General features: G+C 72.1%; 20 protein-coding genes and 1 pseudogene. 8 read left to right on the top strand and 13 right to left on the bottom strand.

Features of this window, described 5'->3' with window-relative positions; all coding sequences use genetic code 11:
• Positions 1–100 (top strand): annotated as a pseudogene (locus tag ACIRD7_RS35415) (IS481 family transposase); the annotation flags it as partial.
• On the opposite strand, the gene ACIRD7_RS35410 reads toward ACIRD7_RS35415, so the two are convergent.
• From ACIRD7_RS35410 to sigE, 5 genes are all read right to left on the bottom strand, one after another.
• Positions 97–765, bottom strand: a complete 669-nt coding sequence (locus ACIRD7_RS35410) for a hypothetical protein (protein WP_403459934.1) — start codon at positions 763–765, stop codon at positions 97–99. The pseudogene ACIRD7_RS35415 and the gene ACIRD7_RS35410 overlap by 4 nt on opposite strands.
• 238 nt (positions 766–1,003) lie before the next feature.
• Positions 1,004–1,459, bottom strand: coding sequence for a sec-independent translocase (locus ACIRD7_RS35405; protein WP_403459933.1), 456 nt, complete (start codon positions 1,457–1,459; stop codon positions 1,004–1,006).
• Positions 1,460–1,686: 227 nt separating this feature from the next.
• On the bottom strand, positions 1,687–3,681 hold the full coding sequence (locus ACIRD7_RS35400; RefSeq protein WP_403459932.1) for a trypsin-like peptidase domain-containing protein: 1,995 nt from the start codon (positions 3,679–3,681) through the stop codon (positions 1,687–1,689).
• 346 nt (positions 3,682–4,027) lie between these two features.
• Positions 4,028–5,002: an anti-sigma factor family protein gene (locus ACIRD7_RS35395; protein WP_403459931.1), complete on the bottom strand. Its 975-nt coding sequence runs from the start codon at positions 5,000–5,002 to the stop codon at positions 4,028–4,030.
• Positions 4,999–5,697, bottom strand: coding sequence for an RNA polymerase sigma factor SigE (sigE, locus tag ACIRD7_RS35390; RefSeq protein ID WP_383418282.1), 699 nt, complete (start codon positions 5,695–5,697; stop codon positions 4,999–5,001). The genes ACIRD7_RS35395 and sigE overlap by 4 nt, the downstream gene beginning before the upstream one ends.
• 301 nt (positions 5,698–5,998) lie before the next feature.
• Between sigE and ACIRD7_RS35385 the strand changes: the two genes are divergently transcribed.
• On the top strand, positions 5,999–6,631 hold the full coding sequence (locus ACIRD7_RS35385) for an O-methyltransferase (RefSeq protein WP_403459943.1): 633 nt from the start codon (positions 5,999–6,001) through the stop codon (positions 6,629–6,631).
• Positions 6,632–6,739: 108 nt separating this feature from the next.
• On the opposite strand, the gene ACIRD7_RS35380 is transcribed toward ACIRD7_RS35385, so the two are convergent.
• Complete coding sequence (locus ACIRD7_RS35380) at positions 6,740–6,907, bottom strand: DUF3117 domain-containing protein (protein ID WP_003966491.1); 168 nt, start codon at positions 6,905–6,907, stop codon at positions 6,740–6,742.
• Between the two features lie 146 nt (positions 6,908–7,053).
• Positions 7,054–7,218, bottom strand: a complete 165-nt coding sequence (locus ACIRD7_RS35375) for a hypothetical protein (RefSeq protein WP_403459930.1) — start codon at positions 7,216–7,218, stop codon at positions 7,054–7,056.
• 64 nt (positions 7,219–7,282) lie between these two features.
• Between ACIRD7_RS35375 and ACIRD7_RS35370 the strand changes: the two genes are divergently transcribed.
• A complete protein-coding gene (locus ACIRD7_RS35370) occupies positions 7,283–8,086 on the top strand; it encodes an enoyl-CoA hydratase/isomerase family protein (RefSeq protein ID WP_403459929.1) in 804 nt (267 codons plus the stop codon).
• Positions 8,087–8,313: 227 nt separating this feature from the next.
• On the opposite strand, the gene ACIRD7_RS35365 is transcribed toward ACIRD7_RS35370, so the two are convergent.
• Both ACIRD7_RS35365 and ACIRD7_RS35360 read right to left on the bottom strand, forming a co-directional pair.
• Positions 8,314–8,901: a DNA-3-methyladenine glycosylase I gene (locus tag ACIRD7_RS35365; protein ID WP_403459928.1), complete on the bottom strand. Its 588-nt coding sequence runs from the start codon at positions 8,899–8,901 to the stop codon at positions 8,314–8,316.
• The gene (locus tag ACIRD7_RS35360) at positions 8,898–9,251 is read right to left on the bottom strand and encodes a DivIVA domain-containing protein (RefSeq protein ID WP_403459942.1); all 354 of its coding nucleotides are present in this window, start codon (positions 9,249–9,251) and stop codon (positions 8,898–8,900) included. Before ACIRD7_RS35360 ends, ACIRD7_RS35365 begins: the two co-directional genes overlap by 4 nt.
• Positions 9,252–9,396: 145 nt before the next feature.
• Here ACIRD7_RS35360 and folP point away from each other — a divergent pair, with 145 nt between their 5' ends.
• A complete protein-coding gene (gene folP / locus ACIRD7_RS35355; RefSeq protein WP_403459927.1) occupies positions 9,397–10,257 on the top strand; it encodes a dihydropteroate synthase in 861 nt (286 codons plus the stop codon).
• A gap of 52 nt (positions 10,258–10,309) precedes the next feature.
• On the opposite strand, the gene ACIRD7_RS35350 is transcribed toward folP, so the two are convergent.
• A complete protein-coding gene (locus tag ACIRD7_RS35350) occupies positions 10,310–11,068 on the bottom strand; it encodes a TIGR00730 family Rossman fold protein (protein WP_403459926.1) in 759 nt (252 codons plus the stop codon).
• Between the two features lie 135 nt (positions 11,069–11,203).
• On the bottom strand, positions 11,204–12,283 hold the full coding sequence (gene dapE, locus ACIRD7_RS35345) for a succinyl-diaminopimelate desuccinylase (protein ID WP_403459925.1): 1,080 nt from the start codon (positions 12,281–12,283) through the stop codon (positions 11,204–11,206).
• A 156-nt stretch (positions 12,284–12,439) separates the two neighbouring features.
• Between dapE and ACIRD7_RS35340 the strand changes: the two genes are divergently transcribed.
• Both ACIRD7_RS35340 and ACIRD7_RS35335 read left to right on the top strand, forming a co-directional pair.
• Positions 12,440–13,354: a heavy metal transporter gene (locus tag ACIRD7_RS35340; protein WP_403459924.1), complete on the top strand. Its 915-nt coding sequence runs from the start codon at positions 12,440–12,442 to the stop codon at positions 13,352–13,354.
• 346 nt (positions 13,355–13,700) lie between these two features.
• Complete coding sequence (locus tag ACIRD7_RS35335) at positions 13,701–14,195, top strand: ATP-binding protein (RefSeq protein WP_403459923.1); 495 nt, start codon at positions 13,701–13,703, stop codon at positions 14,193–14,195.
• A 96-nt stretch (positions 14,196–14,291) separates the two neighbouring features.
• Here the strand turns inward: ACIRD7_RS35335 and ACIRD7_RS35330 are convergent, their stop codons facing one another.
• Both ACIRD7_RS35330 and fdxA read right to left on the bottom strand, forming a co-directional pair.
• Positions 14,292–15,386, bottom strand: coding sequence for a bifunctional succinyldiaminopimelate transaminase/glutamate-prephenate aminotransferase (locus ACIRD7_RS35330; protein WP_403459922.1), 1,095 nt, complete (start codon positions 15,384–15,386; stop codon positions 14,292–14,294).
• Between the two features lie 110 nt (positions 15,387–15,496).
• The gene (fdxA, locus tag ACIRD7_RS35325; protein WP_030929316.1) at positions 15,497–15,817 is read right to left on the bottom strand and encodes a ferredoxin; all 321 of its coding nucleotides are present in this window, start codon (positions 15,815–15,817) and stop codon (positions 15,497–15,499) included.
• Positions 15,818–15,927: 110 nt separating this feature from the next.
• Between fdxA and ACIRD7_RS35320 the strand changes: the two genes are divergently transcribed.
• Together ACIRD7_RS35320 and ACIRD7_RS35315 are read left to right on the top strand one after the other, a co-directional pair.
• Complete coding sequence (locus ACIRD7_RS35320) at positions 15,928–16,962, top strand: GNAT family N-acetyltransferase (RefSeq protein ID WP_403459921.1); 1,035 nt, start codon at positions 15,928–15,930, stop codon at positions 16,960–16,962.
• A 39-nt stretch (positions 16,963–17,001) separates the two neighbouring features.
• Positions 17,002–17,853, top strand: a complete 852-nt coding sequence (locus ACIRD7_RS35315; RefSeq protein WP_403459920.1) for a tetratricopeptide repeat protein — start codon at positions 17,002–17,004, stop codon at positions 17,851–17,853.
• The last annotated feature ends 59 nt before the right edge of the window (positions 17,854–17,912 follow it).

The following is a 17,912-nucleotide window of genomic DNA, read 5'->3' as shown; positions in this document are numbered from 1 at the left end:
AGACTTCCTGCACACCTACAACCACCACCGCTGCCACACCGCACTCGCAGGCCAGCCACCCATCAGCCGCGTGAACAACGCTGCGGGTCAATACAGCTAGGCGTACGCGGCGATGTCCTTGATCACGGCGAAGCCAAGACCGTACGCGCTCATCCCGCGCCCATACGCCCCCACGTGCACCCCCGCCTGGGTCGACCCGGCGAGCACCCAGCCGAACTCCGACTCCCGGTAGTGGAAGGGCGTCGGCACCCCGTCCACGGGCAGCGACAGCGTCGACCAGTCCGGACCGTCGAGGTCGTCGGCCAGCGCCCACGCGGTCTCCGTCTGCTGGTCCAGCCAGTTGTCCCGCAGTGAGTGGTCCATCTGCCCCGGCCAGGTGAAGGACAGCAGCCCCACCCCGGCGAGCCACGCCGCCGAGGACACCGACGTGGCCTCCAGCAGCCCCGTACCGTCGGCGCTGCGTCTCGGCGGGTTCGCCGCGACGGTCACCACCACCGCGAACTTCTCCCGGTCCTCCGTCGCCTCATGCCGTACGGAGGGCTCGTCACCGTGCCCGATCGAGCCGTGTTCCACGGCCCCGTCGGCCGCCGTCCCGACCTGCATCAGCCAGCGCGGCCCCGTGAACGCCTCGTCGAGGCCGTACCACGGGAAGGGCGCCAGCAGGTAGCCGTCGACCGTGCGCCGGGCAGAGAGGACCTGCTGTCCACTCTCCGCGGTCGGTTCCTGCGCGACTGCGCGACTCGTCGTCTGACTCGTCGTGTCCATGTGCCCGGACGCCTCCTCGCTCTCGCCGGACCAGCCCGGCCCGGCCCCCCTTCGGGCGGCACCACGCTTCTGGCTACGGTCCGCCCACCAACTCGGCAGCATAGCCACACCGCTGAGAGCAGCAGGGAAACCGCCCGGCGCGCGGGGCGCACGGAGGGCGGGTTCAGGCCGTGTGCGACCCGGGCGGAGTATGAGAAGCGTCACGTACGGGTGCTGTGCGCTCCCGTGTTCGCACGGCTCAGGTGGCGTCCGCGTCGTACGGCGGGCGCTCGTCGCGCGCGGTCTCGGGCTTCTTCGTCATGTCGATGCTGCCGCCGGAGGACCCCGAAGACGAGGCGGACGACGAGGACGACGCTGACGACGACTCCGACTCACGGCCGTGGACGGCGTCGGTGACCTCGGCCATTTCCTTCTTCAGGTCGAAGCCGTTGCGGATCTCCTTGATCCCCAGTTCGTCGTTGTCCAGCTGCTTGCGGATGAACGTCTTGGGGTTGAGGTCCTCGAACTCGAAGTCCTTGAACTCCGGGCCCAGTTCCTGCCGGATGTCCTCCTTGGCGCTCTCCGAGAACTCACGGATCTTGCGGATGGTCCGCGTGACGTCCTGGATGAGCTTCGGGAGCTTGTCCGGACCGAAGACGAGCACGGCAAGGACAACGAGCGTCACCAGCTCGAGCGGTCCTATGTCATTGAACACCTGAAGCTCCTTGCGATGTCCTCGGTCCTCGGCCCTCGGCGGTCTGGGTGGTCTTCCGTGGTCCGGGCCGGATCCACGGTACCCGGCGATCCGCTACGACCGGTACTGTCCCGAGGTCTCCGAATGCGGGTGGGCGTGCGGTTTTCCGGGTTGTTTGCCTTGTCAGGGCCCGCGTGGGGTGGTGACACGGGCCACGGTGAGAGGTTTCTGTGAGTCTCGGTCCCGCTTCAGCGGCCGCTCGACGAGCCCAGCGTCAGGGAGATCGTGACCTCCTTGCCGCCGCGCTCCAGGGTCAGTTCGAGCCGGTCGCCGGGGCGGTGGGCGCGGGTCTTGACGATCAGTTCCTCGCCGGAGTGGACCCGCTGGCCGTCGACCTCGGTGATGACGTCACCGGGCTTGATCCCGGCCTTGTCGCCGGAGCCGCCCTCGGTCACCGCGGGGCCGCCGTCGCTGCTCTTGGCGCCGACCCGGGCACCGTCGCCGGCGTAGTCCATGTCGAGGGTGACGCCGATGACCGGGTGGGTCGCCCGGCCGGTGTTGATCAGCTCCTCGGCGACGCGCCTGGCCTGGTTGACCGGGATGGCGAAGCCGAGGCCGATGGAGCCGGACTGGCCGCCGTCGAGTTCGGAGCCGCTGCCGGCGGAACGGATCGCGGAGTTGATGCCCACGACATGGCCCCGGACGTCGAGGAGGGGCCCACCGGAGTTGCCCGGGTTGATGGGGGCGTCGGTCTGCAGAGCGTCCACATACGACACGTCACTGCCGTCACCGCCCTCGCCGCCGGCCGTGATGGGCCGCTCCTTGGCGCTGATGATGCCCGAGGTGACCGTGCCCTCCAGGTCGAACGGGGCGCCGATGGCGACCACCGGGTCACCGACCTGGACGTTGTCGGAGTTGCCGAGCGGCAGCGGGGTGAGCCCGCGGACGTCGCTGACCTTCACGACGGCGAGGTCGTAGCCGCCGTCCCGGCCGACGACCTCGGCCTTGGCGGTGTCACCGCTGTGGAAGGTCACCGATATCTCGCCGTCGTCCCCGGCGGGCTCCACGACGTGGTTGTTGGTCAGGATGTGCCCTCGGTCGTCGAGCACGAAGCCGGTGCCGGTGCCCTGCTCCTCGCTGCCGCTGACATGCAGTGTCACGACGCTGGGCAGGGCGCGTGCGGCGATCCCGGCGACGCTGTCCGGTGCCCGCCCACTGGCCTCGGCCCCGGCCTGCGGCAGCTCCACGTCCCCCACACCGCCGTTGCGCTCCAGGTACGCCCCCACGACTCCCCCGACCCCACCCGACACGAGCGCGAGCAGCACGGCGCCGACGAGCAGCACCCTCCTGGCCCGCTTCCGCCGCTGCTGCCGGGTGGCGACGGCGGCGCCGTTCTGCTGGAGGGGGGCGCCGGGGAGCGCCGGCCCCTGGGCCCAGGGGTCGTAGTTCTGCCAGGGGTTGGCGGGGGGTGGGGCTTCGGTGGGGCCGGGAAGGTCGGGGGTGGGGTGGACGTGCGCGGTGGGGGCCTGGGGTGTCGGCTGGGTGGGGATGGTCGGGGTGGTGGGCATGGCCGGGGTGGGGGGCGGCGTCGGCGTGGCCGAAGGGACCGGCGCGGGCGGAGCAGAGGGAGCTGACTGAGCTGCCTGCGCTGCCGGGGCTGCCGGAGTCGCCGTGGCCTGGGCCGGCATCGGTACGGCCGTTCCGGACGCCGGAGTCGTCGCCGGGTGCTGGACCGGTGGGGCGGGCGCCCAGGGGCCCGGTTCGCCGTAGGGCGGGGTGCTGTAGGGGTCGGGGTCGTGCAGGGGCCTCGGGCGGTCGGCGGCGGGGTCCGCGGGGGCGGACGCCGTGCCGTCGGCGGGCTCCTCGATCACGGCAGGGGCGCTCTGGGCAGGCCGAAGCTCGAAGTCGCCGTCGGCCGAAACGGCACCGCCCGAAACGGCACCACCCGAAACCGCACCGCCCGAAACCGCACCTTCAAGGCCGCTCGAAGCGGGCCGAAGCTCGAAGTCACCGTCGGTCGACGTCGAGTCGGCGCCGTCCGCGCCCGCGCCGTCCGCGCCCGCGCTCTCCAACGGACGCGCCAGCTCGAAATCGCCGCCCGTGTCCACCGCGGCCCCCCGCTCGCCGACGCCCTCGGGCTCCGTCCCGTCCGGCGTCGCGGTCGCCCCCTGCGATGGGCCCGAGGCCTCCTGTGGTCGAGGCCGGCTCCACCACTTCGCCTTCGCGGGCTTCCCCTCGTTCATGCTCTGCTTCCTACTCGCTGCTGACCGGTGGCCGAGCAGGACGCTTCGTGGCGTGCCGTGTGCCGCGTCCGGACGCACACCGCCGGAGCCCGGCTGGGCAGCCCGCGTGAATCCCCGACGCCCCCGGCAGGCCCCCACCAGGAACCGGCCGGCGCGCGAATGCCTGCTCGACCCTGCGCTGTCGCGCTCGGCTTCCCCCGGGAAACCGGCGACTTCGTGCTCCCTCCCCCAACCGCACGCGGCGACAACGCGACCGCGGTGCATCGACTCCGCGCCCGGCCGACAGGCACGGCGCGCGGCCCGCCCTGGATTCAATCAGGTTCGCGGGCCGCTGCGCAGAGGCCGGTCAGCGATCGACGGCCGAGGATGCGGAGGGGGACGAGGTCGCGTCGGGGACGGGTGCGGCGAGCAGGCCCGGAGTCGCCGTGATCCCGGCGTCCGAGGACCACGCGGTCAGCGTGAGGGGCGGGGTCGCGCTGAGCGGGCGTATCAACGGGGACATGGCGGCCGCGCCGGCCACCACGGGTGCCGCCAGGGCGTGCAGCTCCTGGTCGGCGGCCTGGGCCGGCATGCCGGGCAGGAGCGGGGCCGACACCGCGGTCGAGGCCGTCGGGGTGTCGAGCGTGCGCCCGCCCTGGCCCTGGGCGAGCAGCGGGCCGACCGCACGGCGGCGCTGGTTCTCGGGGGTCGTCGCGACACCGCTGCCCTGGGTCCGCGCGGGGGTCATGTTGCTGCCGGACCCCGAGCCGCCGCGCGCCTCGGCGTCGCCCGGCCCGCTCGTCGCGACGCCGCCGAGTGCGATGGCGGCCAGCGACACCGCGCCCGCCGCGACGAAGGCGAACCGCATGCGCGAGGACGCGGAGCGGTCGGCGTCATGACGGCCCACGGGGTGGGTGCGGAAGCCGCGGTCCGGGTCGTGGAGCACCGGCGCGTGCGAGCGCGCAGGTACGTATCCGAACTCGAAGCGGTCGCTCCGCTTCACGCCGAAGACGCCCGTGGCGCCGGGTCGTCCCGACAGTCCGCCGAATCCGCCCCCGCCAAGCGGCGAGCCGCCGCCGTCCAGGTCACCTCCCCCGGGGAGGCCCTGAAGGCGGGCCAGGAAACTCTCCGAGGGAGGCGGGGGTGCCGCCTCCGCGAAGACGTTCTTCAGCCGGCGCTGGGCGTCGACCTCGGACTTGCACTTGGCGCAGGTCGCCAGGTGTGCCAGGACGCGCTCGCGCGTCTCATGACCGAGCTCTCCGTCGACGAGGGCGGAGAGTCGGTCGCCAAGATGCTGCTCGGCCAGGAGCCGTTCTGCGGGGTTGGGTCGGGAGCCACTCACGCGGTCGTGCCCCCTCCCCCCAGCGCGGCCACACGGGGCACGAAGGAGCGGCGCTCGGCGCGCGCCTCCGGCGAGCGGTGGGCGAGGGCCTTGCGCAGCTGCGAGCGGCCGCGGTGGATACGGGACCGGACGGTGCCGAGCTTGACGCCCAGGGTCGCGGCGATCTCCTCGTACGACAGTCCTTCGATGTCGCACAGGACGACCGCGGCGCGGAACTCGGGCGCGAGGGTGTCGAGGGCCTGCTGGACGTCCGCGTCGAAGTGGGCGTCGTTGAAGACCTGCTGGGGCGTGGGCTCCTTGCTGGGCAGCCGCTCGGCGGCGTCCTCGCCCAGCGCGTCGAAGCGGATGCGCTGCTTGCGGCGGACCATGTCCAGGAAGAGGTTGGTGGTGATGCGGTGCAGCCAGCCCTCGAAGGTGCCCGGCGTGTAGGTCGACAGGGAGCGGAAGACACGGACGAAGACCTCCTGGGTGAGGTCCTCGGCGTCGTGCTGGTTGCCGGTCAGGCGGTACGCCAGTCGGTAGACGCGGCCGCTGTGCGTGCTGACGATCTCCTCCCAGGTGGGCGGAGTCCACGCCTGCCCGTCCGCGTCGGTGGAGAAGGTCGCGGTCTGGGCGTAGTCGCCGGCGTGGCTGTGGTCAGCGGTGTCGTTCACGGATTTCGGCCTGCCCGCCGATCCGAGAAAGCGCCGCAGCACTCCTCCCCGATCCACAGGCGCAGCCGCACCTCCCCTGTCGGCTCTGGTGGTGTCCAGTGGAGCCCCTACCATAGCCACCTCGCCCGTTAGCTCCGGATAAGCGGTTTTACGAGAAATTGATCTGGGCTGACACGGCTGGTGCGCCTGCGTCAGCACTTGCTCGCGGCCCTGCTCGCCGTCGTGATCCAACTGTGTCCCCCCGCTCGTCTTCCCACCCCTCTAAACGCGCGGTCCCATCTGCGGGTTCCCGGCCGCAACGGATACAGTCACGCCGAGGCAACCACGGGGACAGGAGAGGGTCATTACCGGCAACCGGCAGACGAGCTGGGCGTTCGCCGACGCCTACGTCGCCGAGGACGACGTCCTGCGCTGGGCCCGGGACCGGGCCCGTGAGGCGGGGCTGCGCTCGGTGTCGCCCGGCACGGGCGCCGCGCTGCGATTGCTGGCCGCCTCCGTGGACGCGAAGGCGGTGGCGGAGATCGGCACCGGCACCGGCGTCTCCGGTATCCACCTACTGCACGGCATGCGCCCCGACGGCGTCCTGACCACCGTCGACCCCGAGCCCGAGCACCAGCAGTTCGCCCGCCAGTCCTTCCGCGCCTCCGGCTTCGCCAGCAACCGCGCCCGCTTCATCCCGGGCCGCGCCCTGGACGTGCTGCCCCGGCTCGCGGACGCCGGCTACGACCTCGTCTTCTGCGACGGCGACCGGCTGGAGTTCCTCGACTATCTCGCTGAATCGTTGCGTCTGCTGCGGCCGGGCGGACTGGTCGTCTTCGAGGGCGTCTTCGCCAACGGCCGCACGGTCGACTCGGGCCCCCAGCCCACCGAGGTCATACGCATCCGGGAGCTGCTGCGCGCGGTGCGGGAGAGCCAGGAGCTGGTGCCGTCGCTGCTGCCGGTGGGGGACGGGCTGCTGTGCGCGGTCAAGCGCTGAGCGCCTGAGCGCCTGAGCGGCCGTACGCCGACGGAGCTACCGCGGACGCGGCGGCCCCGGCACCATGTGCGATGCCGGGGCCGCCGAAAGGATAGGGTCGCTGCCGCGTCAGCCGACGACCTTCTTGAGGGCGTCGCCGAGTGCGTCGGCCTCGTCAGGGGTCAGCTCGACGACGAGCCGACCGCCGCCTTCGAGCGGAACGCGCATGACGATGCCCCGCCCCTCCTTGGTCACCTCGAGCGGGCCATCGCCCGTCCGCGGCTTCATGGCCGCCATGCTCGTTCCCCTTCCTGAAACCAGCTCATCGTCAAAGCCGACGGCCCCATGGAGGGCACGCGCGTCTGGCATGAGACACGCGACACCGGCATCGAACACATTGCTTCCAAGCCATTATCCCGCATCTCAGGACCCGATGACCAACATCAGTCGGCATCGCTTGGGCAACGCACGCGAGCAAAACCACTCAATTCGGCGATGTGACTGCGATACTGCGCCACCGCACACACTTCGGCCGAACGGAAACGGGCACGAATTCTTTGACGCAGGTCACACGTCCGCTCGGGGCCGTTGTCCGTGATCTCCGCCATGCTGTCCTCAGACAGGCGCGTACCGACCGGTACGCCCAAGCCTCTACCCCGGAGGGGATACCCCATGGCCGACACCGTGCTCTACGAGGTGAGCGACGGACTCGCGACGATCACGCTGAACCGCCCCGAGGCGATGAACGCGCTGAACGTCGCGGCCAAGGTCGCCCTGCGGGACGCGGTCCAGGCCGCGGCGGGCGACGACGCCGTACGGGCCGTGCTGCTGACCGCCGCCGGTGAGCGGGCGTTCTGCGTGGGCCAGGACCTGAAGGAGCACATCGGGCTGCTGATCTCCGACCGGGAGACCGGCTCGGGGCACACCATGAGTACCGTGCGTGAGCACTACAACCCCATCGTGCGGGCGCTGGCCGGGATGGCGAAGCCCGTGGTGGCCGGGGTGAACGGCGTCGCGGCCGGGGCCGGCTTCGGCTTCGCGCTGGCGGCGGACTACCGGGTGGTGGCGGACACGGCGGCCTTCAACACGTCGTTCGCGGGCGTTGCCCTGACCGCCGACTCCGGGATCTCGTGGACGCTGCCCCGGGTGGTGGGGCCCGGCCGGGCCGCCGACCTGCTGCTCTTCCCACGGAACATCAAGGCGCAGGAGGCGTACGAGCTGGGGATCGCGAACCGTCTCGTGCCCGCGGCCGAGCTGCGCGCGGAGGCCGAGAAGGTGGCCCGGGCGCTCGCCGAGGGGCCGACGGTGGCTTACGGCGCGATCAAGGAGGCGGTGGCCTTCGGGCTGTCGCACTCCCTGGACGAGACCTTGGACAAGGAGGACGAGCTGCAGACCCGGGCCGGATCCTCCGAGGACCACGCGATCGCCGTGCAGGCCTTCGTGAACAAGGAGAAGCCGAAGTATCTGGGCCGATGAGCCCGAGGCGGTAGCGCGTCGGGGGCTGCGGGTCCGGGCGGGCTGGTCGCACGCATCCCCGCACCCCTGGGCCCTGTCGCCTGGATCATCCCGGCGCCGCGGGCCCTGGCACGCCCTCCCCCACGCTCGAACCGGTTTCGCTCGCGCGGGGGCACCCCCATCGCCCCCGCTCGGCTCGGCCGAGAAGAACCGATCCTCGCAGCCGGGGCTGATCCAAACGGCAGGACCTAGCCGGCGCCCCTCGCCACGCAGGAAGCCAAGTGGTCGTCGACCAGGCCGCACGCCTGCATCATGGCGTACGCCGTCGTCGGGCCGACGAAGCGCAGGCCCCGCTTCTTCAGGGCCTTTGACAGGGCCGTCGATTCCGGGGTGATCGCGGGGACGTCCGCGGAGGTCTGCGGGGCCGGGCGGGCGGCCGGATCCGGGGCGTGGGACCAGATCAGCTCGTCCAGCTCGCCCGGAGCCCAGTCGGCGAGCACGCGCGCGTTGGCGAGGGTCGCGTCGATCTTGGCCCGGTTGCGGATGATGCCCGGGTCGGCCAGGAGGCGGTCGCGGTCGGCGTCGGTGAAGGCGGCGATCTTCGTGATCTGGAAGTCGGCGAAGGCGGCGCGGAAGCCCTCCCGGCGGCGCAGGATCGTGATCCAGGACAGGCCGGACTGGAAGGCCTCCAGGCTGAGGCGTTCGAACAGCGGCTCGTCGCCGTGGACCGGGCGGCCCCACTCCTCGTCGTGGTAGGCCACGTAGTCCGGGGTGGACAGGCCCCAGGGGCAGCGCAGGGCGCCGTCCGGACCCGCGATGGCCGTACCGTCGCTCATCGCTGGTCCTCCGGGCCGTCCTTCTCCATGGACACCCGGCCGCCGGACCCCGTCCGGGCCCCGGCCAGCGCGGACTCCAGGTCGGCGATGCGGGCGTCGCGCTCGGCGAGCTCGGCGCCGAGGCGGCTGAGGGCGTCGTCGACGTCGGCCATGCGGTAGCCGCGGGCGGCGAGCGGGAAGCGGAGGCTGTCGATGTCCGCGCGGTCGACCGGGCGGTCCGGCGGCAGCGGGTCGCGCAGTCGCTCGGGCGCTGCCTCCGGCAGCGGTCCGTCGCCCTCGCCGCCGCCCACCACGGCGAGCGTCACCGCGGCGACCACGACGGCCAGCGCGACGACCAGGAACAGGAACATGACCATCGCTGTGGCCCCCACGGTCGGTTGATGCGTGCGGTCGAGTGTCTCAGTGTCCGATCGTGCCATGCGACTCTGACAGTTAGGGTCGCAGGCGGCCGAAGGCCGACGACTTGCCAGGACGTACTAGGAGAGGTCATAGGGGATGCTCAGGCTGGGCACGCGCGAATTCGGCGCGCACGAACCGGTGATCATGGCGATCGTGAACCGGACCCCGGACTCCTTCTACGACCAGGGAGCGACCTTCCGCGACGAGCCGGCCCTCGCGCGCGTGGAGCAGGCGGTGGCGGAGGGGGCGGCCATCATCGACATCGGCGGGGTCAAGGCCGGGCCGGGGGAAGAGGTGACCGCCGAGGAGGAGGCGCGGCGGACGGTCGGGTTCGTGGCCGAGGTGCGCCGGCGCTTCCCCGACGTCGTGATCAGCGTGGACACCTGGCGGGCCGAGGTGGGCGCGGCGGTGTGCGAGGCGGGGGCCGATGTGCTGAACGACGCGTGGGGCGGGGTGGATCCGGGGCTGGCGGAGGTCGCCGCGCGCTACGGGGTGGGGCTGGTGTGCACCCACGCCGGGGGCGCCGAGCCGCGGACGCGGCCGCATCGGGTGACGTACGACGACGTCATGGCCGACATCCTGCGGGTGACGGTGGGACTGGCCGAGCGGGCGCTCGCGCTGGGGGTGCCCCGGGAGTCGATCATGATCGACCCCGGGCACGACTTCGGGAAGAACACGCGGCACAGCCTTGAGGCGACCCGGCGGCTCGGCGAGATGGTGGAGACGGGGTGGCCGGTGCTGGTGTCCCTGTCCAACAAGGACTTCGTCGGGGAGACGCTGGACAAGCCCGTGAAGGAGCGGGTGGTGGGGACGCTGGCGACGACCGCGGTGTCGGCGTGGCTCGGGGCGCAGGTGTACCGGGTGCACGAGGTGGCGGAGACGCGTCAGGTGCTGGAGATGGTGGCGTCGATCGCGGGCCACCGGCCGCCGGCGGTGGCCCGGCGGGGGTTGGCCTAGAGCCCCTCGGTGCGGTGCCCGCGCGGGCACCGCACCCGGTCCGGGCCGAGCGCTAGCGCCCGGCCTCCTTCGACACCAGTGCCACCGCCTCCTCCACGTCGTCGGTGACGTGGAACAGGAGCAGGTCCTTCTCCGCCGCCTTGCCCTGGGCCACCAGCGTGTTCTGCAGCCAGTCGACGAGGCCGCCCCAGTACGCGCTGCCGAACAGGACGATCGGGAAGCGGGTGACCTTCTGGGTCTGGACCAGGGTGAGGGCCTCGAAGAGTTCGTCGAGGGTGCCGAGGCCGCCGGGGAGGACGACGAACCCCTGGGCATACTTCACAAACATCATTTTCCGGACAAAGAAGTACCGGAAGTTCAGACCGATGTCGACATAGGGGTTCAGTCCCTGCTCGAACGGCAGCTCGATGCCGAGGCCGACCGAGATGCCGCCCGCCTCCAGCGCGCCCTTGTTCGCCGCTTCCATGGCACCGGGGCCGCCACCCGTGATCACGGCCCAGCCGGCCTCGACCAGGCCGCGGCCGAGCCGCACGCCGGCGTCGTACTCGGGTGAGTCCACGGGCGTGCGAGCCGAGCCGAAGACGCTGATGGCGGGCGGGAGTTCGGCGAGGGTGCCGAAGCCCTCGATGAACTCCGACTGGATGCGCAGGACTCGCCAGGGATCCGTGTGGACCCAGTCCGACGGGCCCCCGGCGTCCAGCAGCCGCTGGTCGGTGGTGCTCGCGGTCACCTGGCCGCGCCGCCGGAGGACCGGCCCCAGGCGCTGCTCCTCCGGTGGCTGCTTCTTGCCCTCGGGGTTGCCGGTAGCCATGTAGCGCTCCCTCCACTTGCCAGGTCTTTCCACCTCAGCGTAGATCCACGCGGGTTACGGACGGGGGACGCGGGCATGTCCGCCATGAAGCGCCCTCCCGGCGAACCCCGCCCGCCCGCCGTCGGGCCTCCGCGCCTACGCGGTCAGCCATGCCCTCAGGCGCGCCTCCCCCGCCAGCACCTTGGCCACCTCGACCCGTTCGTCCCGCTTGTGTGCCAAGTGCGGATTGCCGGGGCCGTAGTTGACCGCCGGGATGCCCAGCGACGAGAAGCGGGAGACGTCCGTCCAGCCGTACTTGGGGCGCGCGGTGCCGCCGACCGCGGCCATGAACGCGGCTGCCGCCGGATGGGAGAGACCGGGGAGCGCGCCGCCGCTGTGGTCGTCGACCACGAACTCCTCGACCCCGCAGTCGGCGAAGACCTCGCGGACGTGCGCGATCGCCTCCTCCTCGGTGCGGTCGGGGGCGTAACGGAAGTTGACGGTCACCACGCATTCGTCCGGGATGACGTTGCCCGCCACGCCGCCCGAGATGCCGACCGCGTTCAGGCCCTCCCGGTACTCCAGGCCGTCGATCACGGGGTAGCGCGGCTCGTACGACGCCAGCCTCGCCAGGATCGGCGACGCCGCGTGGATCGCGTTCGAGCCCATCCAGGAGCGCGCGGAGTGGGCACGCTCCCCCTTCGTCCTGAGCAGCACCCTGAGCGTGCCCTGGCAGCCGCCCTCCACCTCGCCGTCCGACGGCTCCAGCAGCACGGCGAAGTCGCCCTCCAGCCACTCGGGACGGTTCTCGGCGATGTGCTTGAGGCCGTTGAGGTCGGCGGTGACCTCCTCGTTGTCGTAGAAGACGAAGGTCAGGTCGCGGTTGGGGGCCGGGACCGTCTCCGCGATGCGCAGCTGGACCGCCACCCCCGACTTCATGTCGCAGGTGCCGCAGCCCCACAGGACGCCGTCCTCGTCCAGCCTCGACGGCACGTTGTCCGCGATCGGCACCGTGTCGATGTGACCGGCGAGGATCACACGCTCGGACCGTCCCAGGCTCGTCCGCGCGACCACGTTGTTGCCGTACCGGTCGACCGTCAGGTGCGGCAGGGCGCGCAGGGCGTTCTCGATCGCGTCCGCGAGCGGCTTCTCCGTGCCGCTGACGGAGGGGAAGTCGACGAGCTGCGCGGTGAGCTTCGCGGCGTCGAGCGTGAGGTCAAGGGAGGTGTCGGCCATGGTGCCGACCCTAACGCGCCGCGCCGTGGCGCCGACGGCGCACTTTCCCCACTCGGCCCGTACCCCTCAGTAGCCTCGGCTATTTTGTAGGGCGTGCCAGAGTCGTCCGCCGCTCCCAAACGTCGAGGCCGCCTCCTGCGTCGCGGGGCCTCCTTCATGGTTCTGCTCGCCGTCGCGGGATATCTCGCCGTGCAGTACGTCACCGGAGGCACGGGGACACCGGGCTGCGAGGTCGTCTCGGACAAGGGTGGTCCGGCGAGCTACGAGTTCACGCCGGAACAGGCCGTGAACGCGGCGACGATCGCCGCCGTCGGCACCGGCCGCGGACTGCCCGAGCGGGCCGTGACGATCGCGCTCGCCACCGCGCTCCAGGAGTCGGGGCTGCGCAACATCACCCACGGCGACCGCGACTCGCTGGGCCTGTTCCAGCAGCGGCCCTCGATGGGCTGGGGCACCGAGGAGGAGATCCTCGACCCGATCTACTCGGCGGGCATCTTCTACGAGCACCTGGTCAAGGTCCACGACTACACACGGCTGCCGCTCACCGTCGCCGCGCAGCGCGTCCAGCGCAGCGGTTTCCCGGAGGCGTACGCCAAGCACGAGCCGGACGCGACGCTGCTCGCCGCCGCTCTCACCGGGCGCTCGGCGGCCACGCTGACCTGCGAGGGGCGCCCCGGGGCCACCCGCGCCACCGGGGACGCCGACTCCGTACGGGCCGCGCTGCTGCGGGACTTCGGGCGCGACGCGCTCCAGCCGACGGCGGCGGAGGTGGGCGGCGAGAAGGCCGAACCCTCGCCCACTCCGTCCGTGATCAAGAAGGACGCCCGGACCGTCGTGCTGCCGGTGCCCGCCGGCGGGGGCTCCGCCCGGCGCGGTGCGGGCGAGCGCGGCTGGCAGTTGGCGCACTGGGCCGTGGCCAACGCCTCCGAACTGCACATCAAGCGGGTGTCGTACGCCGGGCGGGAGTGGACCGCCGGGAACACCGACAGCCAGTGGCGGGCCATCACCGCGGCGGGCGCGTCGAAGGCCGGGAGCGACGCGGACTCGGTCCGTATCGTCACGACTCCGTAGTACGCGCAGCCGTTCGGGAACTCATCCCCGCGGGTTACCGCGGGTGTGGTCCGGCGACGGCGTGGGCAGGTCTTTCCGCGACCGGCCTCGAATCCATCAATTCCCTTGGAAACAAAGGGCTGTAAGGATTCGGCGGGCTTTCGGACGGGACGCGCTTTGCCCGTTTTTATCCGCAGGCGATAATGCGACGCATTGCCAACTCTTTACGTTGGGACGCCGCAACCTTCGCGGGCTTCGAGCGGTAGTCACTGCGTCCGAGCCCGGAGATCAACAGCCAGTCGGTCAACTGCCGGGCCTGGTCGGACACTTCATCGTTCTCATCCGACTTACCCGTCGAAGGAGCATCATGTCCCTCCCCCTGACCCGCCGGATCGCCCGTGCCGCGCTCATCGTCGCTGCGGGAGCGGCTGCCGGGGTCGGTGCGGCCGGCTCCGCCAGCGCGGCCCCCGAACTGCCCGACGCGTCCAAGGTCGGCGGACTGACCGCCCTGGACGGCACGACCGTCGTCGACGGCGCGGCTCAGAACGCCACCGGGCTCGCGGGCGGCGCCGTCGACACGGCGGTCGACAAGGCGCTGCCGACCGCCGCGAAGGCCGGCGACAAGGTGACCAAGACCGGCGGCAAGGCCGCGAAGAAGGCGGTGCCGACCGCCGCCAAGACCGGTGGCAAGGTGACGAAGACCGGCGGCAAGGTCGCCAAGGAGCGGGCCACCGCCGCGCAGGAGACCGCGGGCGGCGTGGCCGGCTCGGTCGGGTCCGTCCTCGGCGAGGCGGCCGGAAGCGCCACCCAGGGCGGTCTGCCGACCGGTTCTCTGCCGGTGCAGGGCCTTCCGGTCGGCTGACGTCGGCCGCGCCTGGCTCGAGCCGACGGGGTCCGGGGAACTTCCCGGGCTCCGTCGGCTTTCGCGTGCCCGCACGGGACGGGCGGCCTGACGTGGCTACGCCAGGCGTCGTACCGCCTCGGCCACCCGCTCGTCCGTCGCCGTGAACGCCACGCGTACGTGACGGGCGCCCGCCTCGCCGTAGAAGTCGCCCGGGGCGGCCAGGATGCCCAGGTCGGCCAGGTGGGCAATGGTGGTCCAGCAGGACTCCTCCCGGGTCGCCCACAGGTAGAGGCTGGCCTCGCTGTGCTCGATGCGGAAGCCGTGGGCCTCCAGGGCCGCGCGCAGGGCCGCGCGGCGGGCGGCGTAGCGGTCGCGCTGGACGCGGACGTGCTCGTCGTCGCCGAGGGCCGCGACGACCGCCGCCTGGGTCGGCGCCGAGGTCATCATGCCGCCGTGCTTGCGGATCTGCAGGAGGGGGCCGAGGACGGCGGGGTCACCGGCCAGGAACGCCGCCCGGTAGCCCGCCAGGTTCGAGCGCTTGGACAGGCTGTGGACGGCCACGATGCCGTCGTACGAGCCGCCGTTCACGTCCGGGTGCAGGACCGAGACCGGGTCGGCCTCCCAGCCCAACTCCAGGTAGCACTCGTCCGAGAAGATCAGGACGCCGCGCTCCCGGGCCCAGGCGACGATCCTCGTCAGCTCGTCCTTGGCCAGGACCTTGCCCGTCGGGTTCGACGGGGAGTTCAGCCACAGGAGCTTCAGGCCCTCGGGGTCCAGCTCCGTCGGGTCGTCGTAGACCTCGTGGTCCGCGCGGGCCAGTCGGGCGCCGACCTCGTAGGTGGGGTACGCCAGGCGCGGGTAGGCGACCCTGTCGCCGGGGCCGAGGCCCAGCTGGGTGGGGAGCCAGGCGACCAGCTCCTTGGAGCCGACGATCGGCAGGACGTGGCGGTGGGTGACCTCGCGGGCGCCCAGGCGGCGCTCCACCCAGCCCGTGATCGCGTCGCGCAGCGCCGGGGTGCCCCAGACCGTCGGATAGCCCGGCGAGTCGGCCGCGTCGATCAGGGCCTTCTGGATCAGCTCGGGAACCGGGTCGACCGGCGTGCCGACGGACAGGTCGACGATGCCGCCCGGGTGCGCGGCGGCCGTCTCCTTGTACGGCTCCAGCTTGTCCCAGGGGAAGGTCGGAAGGCGGTCGGAGACTGCGGACACGGGATCTGGCTCACTTTCTGGAACTGCCGGATACGGCAACGCCCCGGCCCCGGACGGCGATCAGGCCGTACGGGACCGAGGCGGCACGCTGTGCGGGTCGCCGGTGAGGATTACTCGGCCTGCGGCGGCAGCGCGGCGATGAAGGGGTGGTCCCGCTCGATCAGGCCCAGCTTGCTGGCGCCGCCGGGGGAGCCGAGCTCGTCGAAGAACTCGACGTTCGCCTTGTAGTAGTCCTTCCACTCCTCCGGAGTGTCGTCCTCGTAGAAGATCGCCTCGACCGGGCAGACCGGCTCACAGGCACCGCAGTCGACGCATTCGTCCGGGTGGATGTACAAGGACCGCTGGCCCTCGTAGATGCAGTCGACCGGGCACTCCTCGATGCACGCCTTGTCCTTGACGTCGACACAAGGCTGCGCGATGACGTAGGTCACGCTGTCGTTCCTCCTCGATAGGGCGCTGGCGGGCCTCCACAGGCTCCGCCGCCTGGCGCGCGGGAGCGCGGCGTCGTCGATGCCCGCCCCTAGTATCTCCGTTCTTGGGCATGATCCGAACAGGAGGGGTGAACCGACCTGTGGAAATCTCTGCGACAGGGCGCCTTGAGGTCCGTGTCACCGCTGCTGACGTGGGTAAACGGGTCTCCGTACGCCGCCTGAACGATCCTGCGCGCGAGGGTGAGAAGTTCACCGACACGGTGGGTGTTCTCGCATCATGGGACGACGGTGTGCTCCTGATCACACGGAAGAGTGGCGAGACCGTCCGTATTCCGGAAGCGTCGCTGGTCGCGGGCAAGGTGGTGCCCACCGCTCCGGCCCGGCGCCGGGGTCCCGCCGCCTCGTACGAGGAGCTCGCGCACGTCTCCGCGCGCTCGTGGCGGCCGGTGGAGAGCGAACGGCTCGGCGAGTGGGAACTGCGGGCCGCCGCCGGATTCACCCGCCGCGCCAACTCGGCGCTCCCGCTGGGCGACCCGGGCATGCCGCTGCCGGCCGCGCTCGACGCCGTACAGCGCTGGTACGGCGACCGGGGACTCCCCGCCTACATCCAGACCGCGACCGGGGCCGAGGGCACCCAGGAGCAGCTGTGCGCGGAGCTGGAGCGGCTGGGGTGGGCGCGTGAGGTGACCGCCGAGCTGTGGATCGGGGCGCTCGCGCCGGTCGCCGACCGGGACGAGGGCGCCGCGGTGGTGCTGTCCCGGGAGGCGGACGACGCTTGGCTTACCCGGTATCAGCGCAAGGGGGTGAGCGAGGTGGCCCTGAAGGTGCTGGGCAGCGGGCCGTCGGTGTGGTTCGCGTCGGTCGCCGGTGCGGCTGGTGGCGCGCCCGCCGCGATCGGGCGGTGTGTCGTGGACGGGCGGTGGGCCGGGTTTGCCGCCGTGGAGGTGGATCCGGCGCTGCGGCGGCAGGGGCTGGCGACCCGGGTGATGGCCGCGCTGGCCCGGCGGGCCCTCGAGGAGGGGGCGTCGGCGGCGTGGCTCCAGGTCGAGACGGACAACGCGGGCGCACGGGGGCTGTACGCCGGGATGGGGTTCGCCGCGCATCACGCGTACCACCATTACCGCCGCCACGATCGATCACTGTGAGCGGCGGTACCGATCGCTGTGGAAGGGCACGAGCCAGCTATGCGTCCCCTGTACCCCCCGCCCCCCGAGCGTTCCGCCGAACTGCGGCGGAGGTTCGCCGAAGAGGCCCGGTCCGAACGGCCCGACCTGGCGACGCTGTGTCTGCTGGTGGGAGCCGAGGGCGACGGCGCGCTGGACGAGGCCGGGATGGACCGCGCCCAGGTGGAGCTGGACGACCTGGCGGGACAGCTGCCCTTCAGGCCCGGAGGGCCGAGGGCGTGGGCCGTGGCGCTGCGGGAACTGCTCGGGGAGCGGTACGGGTTCCGTGGCTCCGCCGCGGACTATCAGCGGCTGGAGTCGTCGCTGCTGCATCAGGTGCTGGCGCGGCGCAGGGGGCTGCCGATTCTGCTGTCGGTGGTGTGGCTGGAGGTCGCCCGCCGGGCGGGAGCGCCGGTGTACGGGGTCGCTCTGCCCGGTCACTTCGTGGTGGGCTTCGGGCCCGCCGATGACCAGGTGCTGGCCGATCCGTTCGACGGGGGGCGGGTGCTGACCGGGAGCGACGCGGAGTTGCTGGTGGCGGGGGCCACGGGGGCGCCGTTGCAGCCGTCGATGCTGACGCCGGCCGACCCGTTGGACGTGGTGCTGCGGGTGCTCAACAACATCCGGGCGTGGGCGACCACCCGGCCCGAGCGGACGGACGTGGCGTTGTGGGCGGTGGAGTTGTCGCTGGCCCTGCCGAGGCATCCGGCTCGCCTGCGGTGCGACCGGGCGCGGTTGCTCGTTCAGCGGGGGGACTTCGTCGATGGGGCCGTGGAGTTGGAGGAGTACGCGGAGTTGATCAGTGCGGTGGATGAAGGGGCGGCTGAGCGGGTGCGGGGGGAGGCTCGGGCTGCTCGGGCGATGTTGAACTAGTTCGCCCTCTCGCCGTGGGAGGGTGTGTTCTCGTGCGGCTGCGGGCTCGTCGTAGCTGG

The sequence above is a fragment of the Streptomyces sp. NPDC093568 genome (assembly GCF_044764945.1).
GTDB lineage: Bacteria > Actinomycetota > Actinomycetes > Streptomycetales > Streptomycetaceae > Streptomyces.
The sequence above is the reverse complement of the archived record's forward strand: the minus strand, read 5'-3'. Positions and strand labels throughout refer to the sequence as shown.